Annotated in this window: 15 protein-coding genes; 8 read left to right on the plus strand and 7 right to left on the minus strand. The window is 47.3% G+C overall.

The genetic code is table 11. The features are described 5' to 3' along the window. Window positions 1–6 precede the first annotated feature (6 nt). Together KME11_07490 and mfd are read right to left on the minus strand one after the other, a co-directional pair. Window positions 7–2,223 (minus strand): GAF domain-containing protein, encoded by a 2,217-nt coding sequence (locus KME11_07490; GenBank protein ID MBW4515051.1) that lies wholly within the window; start codon window positions 2,221–2,223, stop codon window positions 7–9. A gap of 207 nt (window positions 2,224–2,430) precedes the next feature. Then, window positions 2,431–5,901 carry a transcription-repair coupling factor gene (gene mfd / locus KME11_07495; protein MBW4515052.1) on the minus strand — a complete coding sequence of 1,157 codons (3,471 nt, stop codon included), beginning with the start codon at window positions 5,899–5,901 and terminating at the stop codon, window positions 2,431–2,433. A gap of 140 nt (window positions 5,902–6,041) precedes the next feature. Here mfd and KME11_07500 point away from each other — a divergent pair, with 140 nt between their 5' ends. The 3 genes from KME11_07500 to KME11_07510 all read left to right on the plus strand — a co-directional run bounded on the left by KME11_07500 (window position 6,042) and on the right by KME11_07510 (window position 8,849). Next, a complete protein-coding gene (locus KME11_07500) occupies window positions 6,042–7,352 on the plus strand; it encodes a hemolysin family protein (protein MBW4515053.1) in 1,311 nt (436 codons plus the stop codon). Window positions 7,353–7,356: 4 nt separating this feature from the next. Continuing rightward, window positions 7,357–8,139, plus strand: a complete 783-nt coding sequence (locus KME11_07505) for an ABC transporter permease (GenBank protein ID MBW4515054.1) — start codon at window positions 7,357–7,359, stop codon at window positions 8,137–8,139. A gap of 74 nt (window positions 8,140–8,213) precedes the next feature. Then, window positions 8,214–8,849, plus strand: coding sequence for a Uma2 family endonuclease (locus tag KME11_07510; protein ID MBW4515055.1), 636 nt, complete (start codon window positions 8,214–8,216; stop codon window positions 8,847–8,849). A gap of 63 nt (window positions 8,850–8,912) precedes the next feature. Here KME11_07510 and KME11_07515 read toward each other — a convergent pair whose 3' ends face one another. Continuing rightward, window positions 8,913–9,239: a hypothetical protein gene (locus KME11_07515; protein ID MBW4515056.1), complete on the minus strand. Its 327-nt coding sequence runs from the start codon at window positions 9,237–9,239 to the stop codon at window positions 8,913–8,915. 147 nt (window positions 9,240–9,386) lie between these two features. Further along, window positions 9,387–10,346, minus strand: coding sequence for an orange carotenoid-binding protein (locus tag KME11_07520; protein MBW4515057.1), 960 nt, complete (start codon window positions 10,344–10,346; stop codon window positions 9,387–9,389). Window positions 10,347–10,676: 330 nt separating this feature from the next. On the opposite strand from KME11_07520, the gene KME11_07525 reads away from it, so the two are divergent. From KME11_07525 to KME11_07535, 3 genes are all read left to right on the plus strand, one after another. Next, on the plus strand, window positions 10,677–12,266 hold the full coding sequence (locus tag KME11_07525; GenBank protein MBW4515058.1) for a PPC domain-containing protein: 1,590 nt from the start codon (window positions 10,677–10,679) through the stop codon (window positions 12,264–12,266). 193 nt (window positions 12,267–12,459) lie between these two features. Continuing rightward, window positions 12,460–12,957: a Uma2 family endonuclease gene (locus KME11_07530; GenBank protein MBW4515059.1), complete on the plus strand. Its 498-nt coding sequence runs from the start codon at window positions 12,460–12,462 to the stop codon at window positions 12,955–12,957. Between the two features lie 6 nt (window positions 12,958–12,963). Continuing rightward, complete coding sequence (locus KME11_07535; GenBank protein MBW4515060.1) at window positions 12,964–13,212, plus strand: Uma2 family endonuclease; 249 nt, start codon at window positions 12,964–12,966, stop codon at window positions 13,210–13,212. Window positions 13,213–13,235: 23 nt separating this feature from the next. On the opposite strand, the gene KME11_07540 is transcribed toward KME11_07535, so the two are convergent. Further along, complete coding sequence (locus KME11_07540) at window positions 13,236–14,621, minus strand: pentapeptide repeat-containing protein (protein MBW4515061.1); 1,386 nt, start codon at window positions 14,619–14,621, stop codon at window positions 13,236–13,238. Window positions 14,622–14,715: 94 nt separating this feature from the next. On the opposite strand from KME11_07540, the gene KME11_07545 reads away from it, so the two are divergent. Further along, a complete protein-coding gene (locus KME11_07545; protein ID MBW4515062.1) occupies window positions 14,716–16,461 on the plus strand; it encodes a tetratricopeptide repeat protein in 1,746 nt (581 codons plus the stop codon). Between the two features lie 597 nt (window positions 16,462–17,058). Here KME11_07545 and KME11_07550 read toward each other — a convergent pair. Further along, complete coding sequence (locus KME11_07550) at window positions 17,059–17,355, minus strand: hypothetical protein (protein MBW4515063.1); 297 nt, start codon at window positions 17,353–17,355, stop codon at window positions 17,059–17,061. A gap of 211 nt (window positions 17,356–17,566) precedes the next feature. On the opposite strand from KME11_07550, the gene KME11_07555 reads away from it, so the two are divergent. Then, complete coding sequence (locus tag KME11_07555) at window positions 17,567–17,968, plus strand: hypothetical protein (protein MBW4515064.1); 402 nt, start codon at window positions 17,567–17,569, stop codon at window positions 17,966–17,968. Window positions 17,969–18,120: 152 nt separating this feature from the next. On the opposite strand, the gene glmS is transcribed toward KME11_07555, so the two are convergent. Next, entirely contained in the window at window positions 18,121–20,007 is a 1,887-nt protein-coding gene (glmS, locus tag KME11_07560; GenBank protein MBW4515065.1) for a glutamine--fructose-6-phosphate transaminase (isomerizing), read from the minus strand. Window positions 20,008–20,159 lie beyond the last annotated feature (152 nt).

Below are 20,159 nucleotides of genomic sequence, written 5' to 3' on the forward strand. Positions count from 1 at the left end.
TGTAGATTACGGAGTCTCTTCAAGAGAGGGTTGAATCGGGATTTCAATGATAAATTCTGTTCCTTGATTAAGAGTTGATTCGCAGCGTAGCTTGCCACCATGACGTTCTGTAATAATCTGAGAGCTAATTGATAGCCCTAATCCAGTTCCTTTGCCTACAGGTTTAGTGGTAAAAAAGGGATCAAAAAGTTTTTCAATGACATGTTCAGGAATTCCTAAAGCGTTGTCAGCAATCCGAATAACCACGGTTTCGGCATCGGTGCACTCTGTGGAAATGCGAATCCAATTTGATGGTTTTTTCCTTTCCTCAAGGGCATCGATCGCGTTCGCGAGCAGATTCATAAAGACTTGATTGAGTTGACTCGGGTAGCATTTTACTAAAGGCAAAGTACCGTAATTTTTAATAACTTCAACGCCTGTAAATTGAAACTGGGCTTTGAGGCGATGTCCTAAAATCAACAAGGTGCTGTCGATGCCTTCGTGAATGTCAACGGGCTTAACTTCAGCTTGATCGAGTCGCGAGAAGTTTCGTAAAGATAGGACAATATCTCGAATGCGTCCGGTACCCATGTTCATACTTTTGAGCAGTTTGGGCAGGTCTTCTGACAAAAAATCCAGGTCGATCGTCTCCTGTTCTAATTGAATGGCAGGCGTAGGGTGAGGGTATTCCTGCTGATAAAGTTTGATCAGCTTCAGTAACTCTTGGCTGTACTGGTTAATATAGTTAACGTTGCTATGAATGAAGCTAACGGGGTTGTTAATTTCGTGCGCTATACCCGCAACCATTTGACCAATACCCGACATTTTTTCGCTTTGAATCAGTCTTAATTGGGCGTGCTGAAGTTCTTGCAAGGTCAGTTCTAGCTGGTGCGCTTTTTCTTGGGCGCTTTGTGCAGCCATACGGCTTTTCTCGTACAGTTCAGCTTGATCAAGAGCGATCGCCAATTGATTGGTAACTGCCCGCAACAGTTCGACCTCAGTTTCATTCCAGATGCGCGACTCTTTACTGGTGCCACAACAAATAACACCCACCTGACCCGACAGTGTTTGAATTGGAATTGCCAACAGCGATAAAAAATTTTTAGACAATAAGAACTCGCGAGTAACCGCATCGTCTAAAGTTTCGACCTGATTAATCTGCACGGTTTCGTGGCGCTGAAATTGGTCAGCCAAATTGCCGACCCCTTGCGGCAGGTAGTAGCCTTTAAGCGTAGAGAGGTTAGGATTATTGATTTCGGTAACAATTTCTAGTCCTCCGACGGGCTGCACTAAATGGGGATGGGAGCAAGCAATCTTTTGGTGTCTTGATTCGGTTTGATACCACAAAAAAAGACAGCGATCGAGATGCAATACCGTGTAAATTTCGCTTACGGCAGTTTCTAAAATAATTCCTAATTCCAACGAGTCGCGAATTTGTGCAGAGAGACGAAAAATCAGATCATTTTGGCGACTCTCTTTAAGCTTGCGTTCGTGCTGCAAGGCACTAATAATACCTGCGGCTTGGCAAACCAGCGTCGTCAGCAGCTTTAGATCTTCAGCACTGTAGGGCAAACTTTTAGGACGACTCAAGACGATCGCTCCCAACACCTTCTCCTTGTTCTTCAAAGGCACACAAATTAAAGTAGTCATGTCTTCTTGCCCACCTAGATGTCTAGGATCTGAAGAAATATCATTAATAATTTCTCCCCTGCCCGTCTGAATAATGTGTCCTAAAAGCCCTTCACCGAGTGCAATATTTTCTTTGAAGCACAAATCTTCGCCAAATGAGGCAATGCCATCTAAACGGCATGTACCCTCCCCGATTAATAACAGCACTCCGCTTTCTGATTTAAGCAATCCTTTCGCTTCATCTAGGACAAGCGAAGCAATTTCTTGGACATCTAAACTATCAATAATTTTTTCGGAAATGTTGAACAGCAGAGAGATTTCTTTGTATTTGCTGAGAAGCTCTTGGGCGAGTGTTCGTTTCTCTATCTCTCGATGAGCTAGATTTTCCAGGAGACTCGCGATCGCAGCGGCTCTTTCATCACCATTTACCCAGCCTAGAAGCTGTCCTGCTAATTGAATTGGGAATTGATGGGAGTAACTGGCGATCGGTTTTCCTAGGAGGAATTGACCATCAGAATCTTGAATGGTGATTTGGGAATCGACAGCATTCACAATCTCTTTAATGAGGGATAGCTCTTTTTTGAAAACTAGCTTTTTGAGACTCGCTGAAATCATCCTCGCATCACTGGTAAAATTGGGGGCGAACGTTTTCGAGTGTTCCCACAAAAGCACCGTAGACTCCTCTACATAAGATATCCAAATTGTCTGTTATGAATATCTAGGGCATTATAGCGTCCTAATGCAAGGACTTAATCGTCATAACTGGAAAATCGTCCGTTTTTCGATGATTTTAATAAACGTCTCGCAGTTTCTTTGAAGTAATCAATTAGAGGAATGAATGAGCGCAGCTTCTGGTAATCCTCCTTGCATTTTGCCCAAATAATCAATCAAGTTCTCCATTTGCTGGCTAGCTTTTACCATGCCTAACCCACGGACTGTAACCTTTCCAGGCGTATAAACAAAACGTGGTTTAAGATGTTGAGGCAAATTTTCCTTCAGCAGGTTCCACGCGGGTTCCTCCATAGGCGTTTCTAGCACTACATGCTGTTTGCCGTCAGGTTTAATGCGGCTGAAGCCCAAGGATTTAGCAACTTGCTTAAGCTCCATAACGCGCAAAAGTTGAGTGGCGGCAACCGGAATAGCGCCATAGCGATCGCTCCAATCTGCGGCAATTTGCGTTAGTTCTCGCTTCGACTGTACCGTTGCAACTGCGCGGTAAGCACTCATCTTTTGGTCTAAATCAGGAATATAATCTGCTGGAATAAACGCGGTCAAACTTAGATCAATTTGTGTGTCATCGACCTGCGGAATTTCTTGTCCTCGGATTTCCTTAATTGCCTCTTCTAGCATTTCCATATACAAGTCAAACCCGATCGCATCCATCTGTCCCGACTGTTCTGCACCCAGCAAATTACCAACGCCCCGAATCTCCATATCTCGAACAGCAAGCTGGTAGCCAGAACCCAGTTGGGCGAATTCTTGAATTGCTCGTAGCCGCTGGCGTGCCACATCCGTAAGCTGACTTTGTTTAGGGTAAAACAGCCAGGCGTGGGCTTGAATGCCAGCGCGTCCAACTCGTCCTCGTAGCTGGTAAAGTTGCGATAATCCAAACTTCTGCGCATCTTCGATCAAGATGGTATTAACACGCGGAATATCTAATCCTGATTCAATGATGGTGGTACACACTAAAACATCTGCGTCGCCGTTGCTAAAGGTGAGCATGGTAGATTCCAGTTCGTTTTCCTGCATTTGTCCATGGGCGATCGCCATCCTAATTCCCGGTATCATCTCTCGAATCTGCGTCGAAATTTCCTCAATGCCTTCCACACGCGGCACCACATAGAAGATTTGCCCACCGCGATCGAGTTCCTGCCGAATTGCCGATCGAACCACCTCTGCATTGTAGGGCGACAAATGAGTTTTAATGGCGCGGCGGGACGGTGGTGGCGTGGTAATCAGACTCATTTCCCGGACTCCTGACAACGACATATAGAGCGTCCGAGGAATTGGCGTGGCGCTCAGGGTTAGCACATCAACATGGGTTTTGAGAGCTTTGATTTTCTCCTTTTGATTCACGCCAAAGCGCTGTTCTTCGTCCACGACCAACAGCCCCAAGTCTTTGAACGCAACGCCCTTGCCCAAGAGTTGATGAGTACCGACAACCACATCTAATTCTCCTGTCGTTAAACGCTGCTGAATGTTGCGACGTTCTTCGGGGCTGCGAAATCGATTCAATAAGCCGACTTGAATAGGATAGGGCGAGAATCGATCTTTGAGCGTGTGGTAATGTTGCTGAGTCAGAATAGTGGTAGGGGCAAGTAGCGCTACTTGCTTGCCTGCGGTGACTGCTTTGAAGATAGCGCGCAGGGCTACTTCGGTTTTACCAAAGCCGACATCACCGCACACGAGGCGATCCATGGGGCGATCGCTTTCCATATCTCGTTTAACATCTTGCACTGCCTTCAATTGATCGGGCGTAGGCTGGTAGGGAAACGAGTCTTCTAATTCTTCTTGCCAGGGCATATCCAGGGGATAAGAAAAGCCCTGCTGTTGCGTCCGTTGGGCGTAGAGTTGGAGCAGATCAACCGCCACTTTTTTAATGGCTTTACGAACTTTACTCTTAGTCTTTTCCCAGGCTTTGCTCGACATTCTATTTAATTCAGGAGGGCGATCGCCGCCGCCTCGAAAACGCGATAATGAACCGACTTGATCGGCGGCAACTCGCAGCAAACCATCGGCATATTGCAGCACCAAATATTCACGGGTTTCATGATTAATGGTTAGGCTTTCTAGCTTGAGAAATTTTCCGACCCCATGGTTGCGATGCGCCACAAAATCACCCACCTGCAACTTGTTTGGATCAACTTGTTTAGATGCCGCTTGGCGACGTTTGCGAACGTAGTTGGGTGTCGCTAAAGAGTGTTGTCCAAAGAATTCTCGATCGGTCACCACTACGAGCCGGAAGGTAGGCAGAACAAACCCTTCTAGCTCGGCTAAACCAGAATATTTAACCGCGACAGGAGTGCGTTGCGCTTGCAGTTTATCGATCGCCAAATAGTCGCGTGGATTGGGGACAAATTGGGCGGGACAGTCGTGTTCTTGCAGCAGCGAGACGGAGCGGGAGGGCTGTGCCGAGACTAGCCAAATAGAAAAATGGCGATCGCGCTCTTGTCGCAGGGTTTCAGCCAGCCGAGCAAATTGGTGAGGAACGGCAGGGACAGTGCGACTAGAAAGGTTTAAGCCGTTGCCTTCTTCAGCAAGTTCGGTGAGATTGAGGCGTTCGTGTTGAATGGCTGTCAAGGAATCAGCAAAGGAGCGATGAATTTTGGGCAGCCGAGCCACTTCTTGCCACTGCTCCTCGGCGTTTTCAAACCAGCGATCGCCATGGGCTTGACATTGGTCGGGTTCGTCGATGGCAATTAGAGTATTTTCGGTGAGATAGTCGAGCAGGGAAGCAGGGCGATCGAAGGCAAGTCCCAGGAATCGGCGCATTCCTTCCAGGGTTCCGGCTTCAAGCTGCTCCAATTCTTCAGGAGTCAGATGCTCGGCAGCTTGAGGCAACTGAGATTGCATCTGTGAGGCAATAATAGGACTGAAGGTGGTGGTGGTCAAAACCAGACGAGTGATGCTGTCGAGCGATCGCTGTGTTGAGGGATCAAACTCTCGAATCTGATCGAGTTCATCTCCAAATAATTCCAATCGTACAGGCAGTTCCGCCGCTACCGGGAACACATCCACAATGTCTCCTCGCCGACTCCACTGCCCCTCGGTTTCCACCAAAGCGACCCGCTCATATCCTAAGGTTGCCAGCTTTTGCCCCAAATCTTCCAGGCTCAACTCCATGCCTTTATCTAGCGTCAGGCAATAAGGATGAAACGCCTCCACAGGAGGTAAATGGGGCTGCAACGCTCGCTCAGTTGCCACGATCGCCAAAGCCTTATCGCCCGTGCCCTTAATCCCTAGCAAATCTGCTAAAACCTGGAGTTGCCCCCAGGTCATTTCTGCCTCTGAGTCAAACGGCTCGTAGGGCGAAGACTCTGACGTGGGATAAAAATGAACGGTTGCCCACCCCATTGCCTCAAGCTGTGCTGCCCAACGTCCGCCTTCTTCTAAGGTGGCAGTAACGACCAGTAGGCTCCGCTGTTGTGCCTGGGCCAGAGTCGAAGCAACCAGCCCTTTAGGAATGCGAGAAACCCCGTTGAGACTGAGCGATCGCTGCTCATTGAGCTTAGACAGCAGTTCGGTGGTCAGGGGCGATCGCCCAAGGGCACGGGTAATCGAAGAAAAAGCCATAGTCTGTACGCACCAGAGTCGAAGGAGGAGTCTTAATGTTTACTATTCTAGAAGGCAAGAGGAAAGTCAGGGCAGACTCTTCACCCTTCACCCTTTAACGACTACTATTCTCTAATAGTGCACCCCAATCCTGTTCTCCCATGATTTTCGATATTATCGTTGTGCTGCTTCTGACTATTGCTAACGGCATATTCTCAATGTCTGAGATGGCAGTTGTTTCGGCTCGAAAAGTACGCCTTCAGGAAATGGCTGAGAGAGGAGATGCTAAGGCGAAAGCTGCCCTAGCCTTAGCTAATTCGCCTAATCGTTTCCTTTCGACCGTGCAAATTGGTATTACGCTAATTACGATTTTGACTGGGGTCTTGGGCGGCGCAACGCTGGATGAACCCCTAGCAAAGGCGATCGCTCAAATTCCTCAGTTAGCGCCTTCTAGTGGGGCGATCGCTTCAACACTTGTTGTTATTGCAATCACCTATTTATCTTTAATTGTTGGAGAACTTGTCCCCAAGCGCTTAGCCCTCAACAACCCTGAAAAAATTGCTCTGACGATCGCCATTCCTATGCGGCTGATGGAACGCCTCACCGCTCCGATCGTTCATTTGCTGGGTCTGTCAACCGACTTGTTGTTGAAGTTAATGGGTAGCAATATTACCTCGGACGAACCGCAAATCACTGAAGAAGAAATCAAAGTCCTCATGCGTCAAGGCACGGCAGAGGGAACATTCGACGCTGCCGAACAAGATATGATTGAGCGTGTCTTTAGCCTGGGTGATGAACCCGTGAGTGCCCTAATTACACCCCGGTTAGATATTGTCTGGCTTGACCTTAATGATTCTCTAGAGGTGAACCGTCAAAAAATGACCGAAAGCCGTCACAGTCGCTATCCTGTTTGCCAAGAATCGTTAGACGATGTGCTGGGCATTATTCATGTTAAAGATCTACTAGCACAAAATAATCAAGCCATTGATCTAGCTTCTGTGTTACATCAACCGCTTTTCCTTGCCGAAAGTACCCATGCGCTCAAGGTGCTAGAACTCCTGAAGAAAACAGGGAACCAACTAGCATTAGTCGTCAATGAGTACGGAGTAACTCAGGGGTTAGTGACCCTGAATGATGTTGTAGAGGTCATTATTGGAGATATTCCATTTGAAGACGAAGAGCAAGAGAAAGAAGCGATTCAGAGAGAAGATGGCTCTTGGCTGATGGATGGTCGGCTCTCAATTAACGAATTTAAGGAACTTCTAAATATTGAAGAACTTCCCGGCGAAGAACGGGACAATTACCAGACATTAGGAGGCTTTGTAATCACGCAGTTAGGACACATTCCTAAGTCGTCTAATCACTTTGTATGGGATGGTTTTCGGCTAGAGGTGATGGACATGGATGGGAACCGAGTCGATAAGGTTTTAGTCGTTCCGCCGTCACCCGTTCAAAGAACGGAGGAGAGCTAGGGTGATGCAACGCTACTGGATTGTTTTAAAGAGATTTTGGTCAACGGCGATCGCCGCCGAATTAGAATACCGCGTTAACTTTGTTCTCGCCAGTCTCACCAGTTTAGGCAGTCTCATCGGCAGCATATTTGGCTTATTTCTCTTCTACCAAACAGGCTACACGTTCCAAGGCTGGAGTTGGGAAGAGGCACTGATTGTGCTGGGCGTATTCACCACGCTCCAAGGCTTTTCAGCCACTTTTCTAGCCCCCAATCTCAACCAAATTGTCAAACAAGTTCAGGAGGGCACCTTAGATTTTGTCTTACTCAAGCCCATTAGCTCCCAGTTTTGGCTTTCTGCCCGCACGGTTTCGCCCTGGGGCGTGCCCGACTTGCTCTTTGGATTTGGCATGATTGGTTATGCAGGCAGTCGCTTGGGTGTAGCTCCGATCGCCTATCTTTTCGCTTTGATTCCATTGATATTTGGATTTCTAAGCCTTTACAGCCTGTGGTTCATGTTAGGAGCAACCAGCATTTGGTTTGTCAAAATCTATAATGTTACTGAAGTACTGCGCGGCTTGCTAGAAGCGGGACGATTTCCGATGGCGGCTTACCCGGTAGGGTTCAGATTTTTCTTTACGTTTGTAGTGCCTGTGGCTTTTCTGACAACGGTTCCGGCTGAAGCCTTGTTGGGTCGAGTGGCGATCGGTTGGATTGTCGGCGCAGGAGGATTGGCGATCGCGCTGTTGATTTTTTCTAATGTGTTTTGGCGATTTGCGCTTCGGTTTTATACCAGTGCTTCGAGTTAAATGTAGGGCAGAGCACTTCAAGAGTCCTAAAGCTACACTAATAGCAATCTTCTACAAATGGCGGAGGGCGATCGATGGTGGCTACAGTTAATCGGGCAGACCGAGTCATGTTGTATAGCGTAAGTTGGGAACAGTTTGAGAACATCTTAGAAAACCTGGGAAATCATCGAGCGGCTCGGATTGCTTACGACAATGGAACATTAGAAATTATGACACCCTTACCAGAACATGAGTACTTCAAAGAAGTTATTGGTACTGGCGTGCAGGACATTGCCGAAGAATTAGAAATTGATTATGAAAGCTACGGTTCAACTACCTGGCGAAAGCAGATCAAGATGGCAGGGTTAGAGCCAGATAACTGCTTTTATTTTCAAAATGAAGCGATCGTGCGGGGTCGGCTAGACCTTGACCTGAGCAAGGGCGATCCTCCTCCTGACCTGGCATTAGAAATTGACATTACTCACAAATCTCTCGATCGCTTTCCAATTTATGCTCGATTAGAAGTGCCCGAACTGTGGTGTTATGACAACGGCGAACTAAAAATTTACCATCTGCGAGATACCACATATGTTGAAGCTGAAACCAGCTTAGCTTTACCACAACTGCCCATAAAAGAACTGCCCCAAATTATTGAACGCCACCGCGCAGAAGGACGACGAACAATACGAAAGGCAGTACGAGTTTGGGCAAGAGAACAGGCTAGGCAATAGAGAAAATGAACTGATAGTATCAGAGTAACTAAGCTTCTATTGCCTTAAAATTATGCCTTAAAATTACATTCGAGAGAGAGCCAAAATCTTAGCAACCTTATTGCCTTGCAGACCGTCCAATTCGTCGATACTAAGCCAGCCTTCCTTGACTAAACCTGCAAAAACAAACATGAGTGCTGGATAGCGGTAGTCATACTTTCCATCAATCTCGTGTCTCTTAGCACTTAACAAATCATGTAAACGCCACAGATCATCAGGCTTCTCAATTTGGTTCGAGCTTTCTCGAACTGCTTGCATTAAACCCGTAAGTTCTCGTTCATAGGCTTTATTAAAGGCTGTTTGAGCAACGTTCTTTTCTACATCAGTCCAATCGGTATTAAGTGCTGGCATTGTTAAAGTTAAATCTATGAATGTTATAGTATTGTAACGAATTTTTTAATGGGTTTCAAACCTAAATATAAAAATTTCCTGACAGGTTAAAAAACAAAAGAACGCCCTCTATACGAGAACGTTCCTATCTATTACATGAGCTAATATTTAGCGAGCTAAATTGAGAAGTTCTTTGGGTGAAGCTAACAAGTCAATGGCAACAAAATAGATTTTGTTATCTGGGCTAAGCAAGAAACGCCATGCCATGTTCATACCTACCCCTGCACCAAACCAAGCAGTTTGCACCTTGCCTGTTACTTTAATTTGAGTGTACCCATCCTCAGCAGGCTCAATCACACCACGCTCAGGTAGAAGCTTGAGGTTCTGGCATTCTTCTCTAAAAAACCTCAAAACAGCATCGCTGCCTACAATGGGTCTTTTGAAGGGGGGTTGTAGCGCACCGTCGGGAGCAAACAATTTGATGAGTTCATCAAAATCATTGGCATTCATGTTGTTCATGTAGCTGAGAATCGTGGGATTATCAATGCCTTCAATGGTTACTTTAGTCCGCTCTGCCATTTCTCTAGGAGCTACCACAGGCTCGGCAACTGGGGTGTAACTGCCCATTTTCTGCGGGTCAAACCCCATATCTAAAACGGTGTTGCGTAACACTGTAATCTGTTGCCCCTGATCCAGTTCCCGAATCACTTGCAGCACGGCTGCGGCATTGGCAGAGAGCTGGTAACCTGGTGGAATGGGCGCAACGGTGCCATCTTCCATCCATTGACCCAACTGATACCAAAAACCCAGCTTAATGTTTGCGCTCCAAGTACCATAGGTACGACAAATAGGGGTGTCTGCATGGTTTGCCAGGTCGCACATAACTTGCGTTTGTTCAGCAAAGCTCATTTGCTTGATTTGGTTCATGGTGCCTTCGGCAAACTGCATACTTGCTGCACCAGGAGCCGCAACTGTGATAGTTGTACCCATTTCGAGATAGGCAAACCAAATCCATGCCAGTTGGTCTTCAGCGCTAAGCTGGTTGAATCTGGCGATCGTGGCGGGCACAACATCAGCAGAGAGAGTGCCGGGGAAAATACCCCGAGCTGAGTCAATGGTAAATGGCATAGACTTCTACCTTATTAAGTTGCAAAGAGAGTGGAATCAAAGCGACAAACCGCATCAGTTTACCGCAAGCTTAGGCTTTATGAATAGCTCGTAATTAAATGTAACTTGATATGTATAAATATTGCAACCACTTGATATTTATGCATATCAGTGGTAAAAGCTCATACTCGACGGAAGCTATCAGCTTGGGGGGAACGATCGAGCATCTCTTGCGTCACTGCTAAATAACGAGCTAAATACCCGATCGCGAGAAGCCTGCACGTCAGCAAAGGCAGTGCTATTGCCCGGTTTTCAAATGCTTAGTGCTGAAGAGACTTAAGAGAGGTTTTTATGCTGAATAGTTCCAATCGGGTTGCCGTGACTACGCTCAATCAAGCTCGCAACCTTGGCAATTTGACTGGAGATACGACTTACTCCCAACAAGGAGAAGTTAATAATGGATCTCATGAACTATTTAAGTTTAAGCTTTCTCGTAGCAGTTCGATCAACTTATCTCTGGGAAATTTGAGTAGTAAGGCCGATCTACGGTTACTCAGTGAGAGCGGTAAAGAAATCAAGCGTTCTACTCAAACTAATCAACGCAGTGAGTCGATCAAAAGCCGATTAGGTGAAGGCGAATACTATGTCCAAGTCTCTGCTGCTGGAGAGGGTACCCGCTATCAGCTAGACATTGAGGGATCAGGGCGATCGATTGATGCAGGGAATGACATTAGAAACGCTTTAGATACTGGAATTTTAAGCGGTGCAACTCGTTCCTATAAAGGGCGAGTAAGCAGCCGAGATAAAGATCTTTATCGGTTTAATTTATCTGAGAAGGGAAACATTAATCTGTCATTAAGTAACTTGCGAAGAGACGTAGATCTTAGTCTATTAGACAGGAGAGGAAACGAGATTTCTCGCTCTACTAGTGATGATTCAACTAATGAATTGATGAACGAAGCATTGAACGCAGGCACCTATTTTGTACAGGTTTCTCGGCTCGGTAATTTGCGGACAAGCTATGAGTTAAAGCTTTCGGCAGATGGCTCAGGCGGCTTGCCAGGGACTTCATCAGGCGGCTCGACAGGTAACTCAACGGGAAACACAAACAGCGGCAGTTCTGGCTCGTTATTGTCTGCTGAGTTAGTATCGGCAACTTTCTCGCGTAGCGATCTAGTGGGGGGAGCCGATCGCGAGGATACTTACCGCTTTAGCTTGAGCAAATCGGGTGTTTTTTCGGCTGATGTCACAGGTTTAGCAGGAAACTCTACCGTTCGTTCGGTGCAAGACAGTAATAATAATGGGGCGATCGATGCGGGAGAAGTTTTATCTAGCAACAAAGCTATCCGTCGATTCCTTAACAGTGGCACCTATTTTCTGCAAGTTGCCAGTGATAACAGCCAATCTTTGAGCTACCAAGTTAATACTAACCTGACCGAAGTTGCTTCAAACAGCACTGCTATCAAAGTGACAAAAACCAACCGCACTAATTCAAATGGTTTAGCCGAACTTCAGGTTTCTCTGATGAGGGATGGAAAACTAATCGACTCGATCGCCGCTGTATCCGGACAACCCAGCAGGCAATCTTTCCGCACCGCAGAAATCAGCAAAGCTGGTTCGGCAGAACCATTACCCGAAGGCTATTGGACATTGGGCAGCGTAGAATGGGCAAGTGGAATTAAGGGGGATGAGTCTAAAAGTTGGGCGGATTCGGATGATGGAGTAGGCCCTGCTTGGGTAGGGATGCAACCAACTTATCGAACTGAACGGAGCGCCATTGGGTTCCACCTTGATAATAATTCCTACATCTATCCGGGAACCGTCGGCTGCGTGGGTATTCTCAACAAGTCTGACCTGCGGAAGTTTGCGAGTTGGTTTGATAATTATGATGCGCCTAAAGTGGCGATCGTCGATTGGGGATTAGGTACGGTTGAGGTTTAGGCGCTTCGAGCGGTTTAGAATAGAGACGGCAAACTGATCAGATGATCCAGAACAGGTGGAGAAATTAACGATGCCTGTCAAGTTCCGCTTAATCTCAGAGGATGTCTAAGAAGTATCAAAGATTCTTACACTCGCCCCCCACCCCCCCATTCTGGGGGACTTCCGAACCAATGCTCCTTCAAAGTCCCCCAGAATGGGGGATTTAGGGGACGGATCAGATAGCAATCTAGACTTCTCAGACATCCTCTCAGTTCATGACTATTATAAAATGGCGGAAGCAGAAATTTTTCGCCCCGATGAGCGAGTCGAATTTATTGCAGGACAAGTGATTCCAATAGCAGCAAAAGGAACGGCGCATAGTGCTGCAATTACGCGCGTTAATCGGTTGCTGAAAAGTCGATTGGGCGATCGCATTCTTTTGCGACTACAAGACCCGATTGAGCTAGATAATTATTCTGAACCAGAACCCGATATTGCACTCGTTAAACCAGATCCATTTGACTACGAAGATCACCATCCAACTGCTTCAGAAGTATTTTTAATCATTGAAATTGCTGATAGTAGTCTTAGAGGATGTCTGAGAAGTCTAGATTGTTATCCGATCCGCCCCCTAAATCCCCCAGAATGGGGGACTTTGAAGGAGGAGTGGTGCGGAAGTCCCCCAGAATGGGGGGTTGGGGGGCGAGTGTAAGAATCTTTGATACTTCTTAGACATCCTCTTAAATACGACTGCGAAGTCAAGGCGATCGCCTACGCCAAGTCTGGTCTTTCCGATTATTGGATACTGGACGTAATCGCCCGAAAACTGCACGTTTTCCGATTGCCTAGCCCAGCCGGATATCAGAGTGAAACTATTTTGTTGGAAGAAATTATTGTTTCACCACTCGCGTTTCCCGATTGTGAAATAAGGATTGAAGAAATGTTGCGTCTAAGAAGTGAACGATAGAAAAGGCGATCGTTGCTTTCTCGCTACTCTGGCGGCTTCGGCATTTCAGCCGGAAGGCTAGGAACTGCTGCGGGTAAGGTCAGTGTTGCGCAAACCTTTGGCTCTCCATTAGGCATAATTGCACCGCAAAAGTTAGTTCTGTCTAAATGTACATTACTAAAATTTGTTCGAGTCAAATCTGCATCTCTGAATGTGACTGAGGTTAGATTAGTATCGGTTAAATTTGCCTCTTCTAGATTGGCTTCTCGCAGGTTAGCATTCGTTAAATTAGCATGGGTCAGGTCGGCTTGATTTAGGTTTGCACTCCTTAAATTTGCCCGAGTCAAGGTTGTTTCTCGTAGATTAGCTTGCTGTAAGTTTGCATCTCTTAAGTTGGTATTGGTAAGGTTTGCACCTTCTAAGTTTGCGCCAGTTAAGTTTGCACCACTCAAGTTCATTCCGCTTAAATTAGCGTTACTCAGATCGTTCCCCGATAGATTTGCGTTGCTAAGATTAAGGCGACGCAAATCTGTTCCTTTGAGATTAACTCCTTGCAGATTTGCTCCTTCCACATTGGCTCCACGCAGCGAGCTTCCGCCCAAATCCACACTGTGCAAATCTGCTACAAATAAATCAGCGCCCCGCAGAATAGTAGCGTTGAGGTTTGCCCCCGACAGATATGCTGCGGAAAGATCAGCCCGCCGCAGATTGGCACTAGCTAAATTAGCGCCATCTAAATAAGCTGCATGAAGATCGGTGCGGGTTAAGTTTGCTTGGCTTAAATCTGCGTTGCGCAAGTCTGCTGCGCGTAAACTGCCCCGCTCGACATTTGCCGAATTTAGCGTTGAATTGCGCACATCGGCAATAAATAAACTTGCACCTTGCAAATTGGTTTGATTGAAGTTGGTACCGCTTAAAGAAGATCCTTCTAAGTTAGCGTCTTGCAGGTTTGCCCCTTGCAGGTTCGATCGCCGTAAATCTGCGCCCTCTAAGTTTGCACCGCGTAAATCGGCTTGCTGAAGATCGCGATCGCTACCCCCATCGGTCACTAAATCACGCACTAATAACCAGCGTTCTTCCAATACGGTCAAAATGCTCGTTTGTAGATGATCGAGCCGCGCTCCTTCGAGTTGAGCACTCTGCAAGTTGGCATCTTCTACATTGGCATTACGGAGGTCTGCTCCCCGTAAATCGGCATCGCGCAAGTATGCGCCACGTAAATCGGCTCCGTTCAAGTTGGCTCCACGCAAATCGGCTCTCTGTAAATTCGCTTGCCGCAAAAAGGCTCCTTGTAAATCGGCATCGCGCAAATTGCAGCGGGCACATTGGCGGGTGGCTTGAAGCTGCACCAAGTCGTTAGGATTAAGTGCCTGTGCTGGAAGCGCAAGGGGCAACAGAAGAAGAGCGATCGCCAAGGATTTGTAAAACATGATGACGGGTAAAGGGTTGGACTTTTAGCCGATAGACTTTGGAGTTTATCTAGTCTAAATTTTGAAGTCTATCGTCTTAAGGTCTAGGGTTTCTATGGAACGCCTTCAGTGGTTAGGGTTGGTCGCGGCAATGAATTTGTTTGGACAAGTTCCCGCCATGGCAATAAATCAGCCAGGAATAAATCAGCCGGAGACGAATCAGCCTGTGCTATTAGCAAAGCAACCTCAGGAATTTGATGCCTTGCAGGATTTTAGCTACTGGTCAAATCTTTGCCATTTGCAAACCGATACGGGCGTTTATGATCAGGCATTGGAAGCTTGCAAAAAAGCGATCGCCATTGAACCCGAAGATTCTGGAATTTGGGCAGACCACAGCGAGATTTTACTCAAGCTGAAGAAGTATCCTGACGCGATCGCTTCTGCCGATCAAGCGCTGGTATTTAATCCCAAAAACTCCCTCGCTCTGACGTACAAATGCATGGCATACGAGGCATTAAACGACAATGATAAAGCTTTAGATATTTGCACCGAAGCCCTCCGTGTTGACGGCGCTTGGGGACGGAAATCACCCGCGATCGCTTGGCTTCATCGGGGCATTATTCTTGCCCAAAAACAGAACTATGAACAAGCCGTTATTGCCTACGATCGCGTGCTGTTGATGGAGCCGAAAGAGTCAATTACTTTAGCCTATCGCTGTGCTTCGTTAACCGAACTGGTGCAGTATGAATTAGCCATGGCAAGCTGCACTGAAGCCATAGAAGGAAACGGCAACTGGGGCGATTTGTCGGCTGCATTTGCTTGGCTGACTCAAGGTAAACTACTGACCCGCTTAGGGCAATATGCCGAGGCGATCGGAGCTTATGACAAGGCGATCGCCATTGATCCGAACAGTGCAATTACCTGGGCAGGACAAGGCTATGTACTAGAAAAATTACGTCGCTATGAAGAGGCATTGACCTCCTACAATCGTGCCGTACAAATCAAAGCAGATTACACGATGGCACTAGTCGGTCAATGCAAAATGCTCAACAAAACACGACAGTATGAACCCGCTGCGGCTGCCTGTGACTTGGCGATACAAGGAGATGGAACCTGGAGAGAAAGTGGCATCGCTGAAGGCTGGACACAGCGCAGTATTGCCCTAACGGGACAAGGTAAATACGAAGATGCAATGGCGGCAGCAAATCGGGCGGTAGGCATCCGAGAAGATTACGCCGAAGCTTGGAATTATCGAGGCGTAATCTTCTGGTATTTGAAGCAGTATCCAGAAGCGATCGCCTCTATTCAGCGAGCCGTCTCTTTAGATCCCACCTATGCTCAAGCCTGGGCAAACCAAGCCGCCGTACTGCGAACCTTAGCACAGTATGAATCGGCTCTTTCTGCATACGATCAAGCCATTCGCATTGATCCACAAAATGATGAATTTTGGGCAAATCGCAGCGTTACGCTTTGGTCACTTTCTCGTTATGATGAAGCGATCGTTTCAGCCGATCGCTCCGTTCTACTGAATCCTAATTCGACGCAAGGCTGGTATAACCGAGGCGTTGCACTTTATGCCCTAAAGCGGTACCCCGAAGCGTTAAATGCATATCGTAAAGTCACTGAGATTGATTCCCAAAACGTGAATGCTTTGACAGGAGCGGGAATCGTATTGGTGCAACTCAAACAATACGACGAAGCCAAGAAAACCTTAGAGGCAGCGTTGGCAATTAATCCTGAATTGGCTTTAGCCCAGACAACTCTCCAGACCGTGCTCCAAAAGCAACAACAGCAGTTTATGGAGCAACAGCAACGTCAGCAAGAACAGATCATGCAACAGATTTTTCAGCCTGAGAGGTAAGGTAGCTTGAGGGATAATGTAATTCACCGTGCTAAGGCTTTGACGGCTCGTTAGCCGATCCATGCGAAGCAAACTAAGGGAGTTGCGTGAAAATAAAACACCAGTGAAATGCATTGACTTTTCAGCCTTCTAAATCCCCCATTCTGGGGCAGGGACTTCCGAACCTTTCAAAGTCCCCCAGAATGGGGGATTTAGGGGGCGGTTCGGGGCGTTATTGAATTGCAACTCCCTAAGTACTTCCAGTCGATTCAATTCGTCCCGAACAATTCGACATACCGAATTACAAATTCATTGGCTGCCTGAATTGTCTACTCTTACCGAGCAGTTTGACAAATTTACCTGCCAGAAAATTGCTCTGAGATGTCCACGACTACTCACCTGTTATCTTTTTTTCGTAACTGTGCCTATTATGGCTTGCACCTAAACCGAGTGCCAATTGCCTCAGAGGATGTCTGAAGAAGTATCAAAGATTCTTACACTCGCCCCCTAAATCCCCCATTTTGGGAGACTTCCGAGCCACTCCTTCTTCAAAGTCCCCCAAAATGGGGGATTTAGGGGGCGGATTGAGATAGCAACCTAGACTTCTCAGACCACCTCTCAGATAGAAAAAGCCGTTTTGCCTTTCCATCCAAGCAACCCGAACTGAAACAACCTGATCGTTATTACTGAAAAAGCTGATGTTACTTCCGACAAAACCGTCGTTACCAACATAGAAGTTGTCATTGCCACCGCATCTGGTGACATTAGTACCGCTAAAACGATCGTTACTTGCATACAAGCAGTCGTTGCTTTCACACAAACAGTCGTCAGGAATAATAAAGCGATCGTGACCAACCGTGAAGCGATCGCTACTAACGGTAAAGCCCCAGTAAAGTTGATTTGTGCGATCGCCACCCCAAAAAGCTCAGATAGAGCGCAGTCAAACAGCTTGCTTCAACCTGCCATGACACAGGTCATCCCATCCGTACCCTACTTCAGCACAATCGTCAGCTTGCTTAAAGATCTTTATCGAGAAACCACGTTTTTTCTGTGCGGTTCGCTGAACCGGAAGCAGGTATACACCAGCCATGCTGGTCTTATTCACCTTTATTGCAGGACTGCATTTATGACTCGCAAAAAACGTACTTCTCGGATGCTCGAAAAAGCTGAACTCCGTTCTGCTGGATTGAAAGCCATTGATCCAACCATCGATTTTGGCGATGCTCGGACAATGACTAATCTCACCACCCAGATCGAACGACTCCGCACCAAAATCGACTCTTACAATACTGCCCTTGCCATCATCGATTCCTCCAAAACTGAAATTGAAGCATTGGAGAAAAACCTGGGCGATCTAGCAGACCAGATGTTAATTGGGGTCGCATTCAAATATGGGAAAAACAGCCGCGAATACGAAATGGCAGGCGGTGTGCGCAAGAGCGAGCGAATTCGCAGGAGTACGGTAAGCCGACTGAAAGCCGGAGCAGAAGAGCAACCTGCTAGCAGTGGTAGTGCTCAAGCAGTATAGTATTCCATTAACCCAATGGCGATCGCGCCTCGCAGTCTGAAACCCTAATTCAGACTGCGATCGCCGATTTTAGCACCTCTTGCCGATCTAGCTTCTGCGGCATGACTTCTCTTGACAGCAGGCGGTGATTGGTACAACCAAATACTTTGTTCCTATTCCACTGTGACACTCTTTGCCAAATTCCTCGGCTGATCCACATCCAAGCCGCGCCGTGCCGCAATGTGATACGCCAAAAACTGTAAGGGAATGACGGTTAAAATAGGCGACAGAAGTTCTTCCACCGCAGGCACAGGCAGCAAATCATCAAACACCTCGATCGCTTCTGGGTCGCCCATGGGGGTCACGCCAATTAAGCGGGCATCTCTGGCTTTGGCTTCTTGGGCATTGGAAAGACATTTTTCGTAAACCGTTCCAGGCATCGCGATCGCGACTACGGGCACTTTTTCGTCTAACAGGGCGATCGGCCCGTGCTTCATTTCACCAGCCGGATAGCCCTCGGCATGAATGTAGCTGATTTCCTTAAGCTTCAATGCGCCCTCTAAGGCGATCGGGAAATTAATACCCCGCCCTAAAAAGATAAAGTCTTGGGTATCGGAAAAATGGTGAGCCAGTTGTTCGACGTAGCGTTCCTGAATTTCTAGAATCGATTCAATTTGTGCCGGGAGTTGGCGCAGTCCAGTCAAAATTTCTTCCAGGCGATCGAGCGCGATCGTTTGGCGACGATAGGCTAAATCGATCGCCAGGAAGTAAAACGCCATTAGCTGAGCGGTAAAGGTTTTGGTCGCCGCTACCCCAATTTCCATGCCTGCATGGGTATCAATTAAATAGTTAACTAGACTACCTAAAGTACTATCAGTGCGATTTGTAATGCCCAGGAGCTTGGGTAAGAAGCGATCGCCCTTAACAATTCGCCGCTTTTTCTCCATTTCCAGCGCCGCCAACGTGTCAGCCGTTTCGCCCGATTGAGTCACACCCATGATCAGCGTGTTAGCAGTTAATGGCGGCGGCGCATATTTAAACTCTGAGGCATACTGCACCTGGGTCGGAATTTCTGCCAATTGCTCCAGTAGATATTTACCGACCAGACTGGCGTGCCAACTGGTGCCGCAAGCCACGATTTGAATTTGATCCAGGTTTTCGTAAAATTCGGCGGGTAGGTCGAGGTTGATCGGGGCATCGGTGGAGGTAGCAGTCCAATCAGGGTTAGCAAAGGCTTCCAGGCAAGCGCGAACGACTCCGGGCTGCTCAAAGATTTCCTTCAGCATGAAGTGTTTGAAGCCCTGCTTTTCGACCAGAATAGGATTCCAGTTGAGGGTGCGCGGTGCTTTTTTGAGGCGATCGCCCCCAAAGTTATACACGGTCACACCTTCAGGAGTCAGCCTGGCGAGTTCGCCGTTTTGCAACGTCAGCACCGTTCGGGTGTGTGCCACCAATGCAGGTGTATCGGATGCACAAAAATACTCGCCTTCTCCATACCCGATCGCCAACGGAGCCTGCTGCCGCACCACAATAATTTCATCAGGGTAGTCTGCATTGATCATTGCCAACGCAAACGCACCCTTCAACTCGTTCACCGCTAACCGAGTTGCCTCTAAAAAGGACAGCGGTTGATCAGCAGGTAAATTCTTTAAGCACTCCGCGATCAAATGGGGGATGACCTCGGCATCAGTATCCGACCGAAACTCATGTCCTTTGACTTTCAATGCTTCGCGCAAGTCTCGGTAATTTTCAATAATTCCATTTAAAACTACTGCAATTCGTTGGGCAGTATCCATATGTGGATGGGCGTTATATTCCTCGGGTTTGCCATGGGTTGCCCAGCGAGTATGCCCAATTCCAATGCTGGCAGGATTTTCCCAGCCCGCCATTTTATCTTCTAAGTTTTGCAGTTTGCCTTTGGCTCGAACGCAGTGAACCTCGCCCTCTAACAACGTAGCAATGCCCGCAGAGTCGTAGCCCCGATACTCTAGCTTTCGTAAACCCTCTAGCAAAATTTTGCTGGCTGCTTGGGTGCCAACGTAGCCGACAATTCCACACATGGGGCGGTACTCCTGGTAAGGGGGTTTAGCTAGTAAAACACTATCGGTTCACTAGTTTACGGAATACCCTGCCCAAATAAAATTAATCCTGCGAAGGCAGTCGGCATTCCTGCTATTAGCACAAGGGCAAGACGGGGATCAGCCCTCATTCC

The organism is Timaviella obliquedivisa GSE-PSE-MK23-08B, from assembly GCA_019358855.1.
GTDB lineage: Bacteria > Cyanobacteriota > Cyanobacteriia > Elainellales > Elainellaceae > Timaviella > Timaviella obliquedivisa.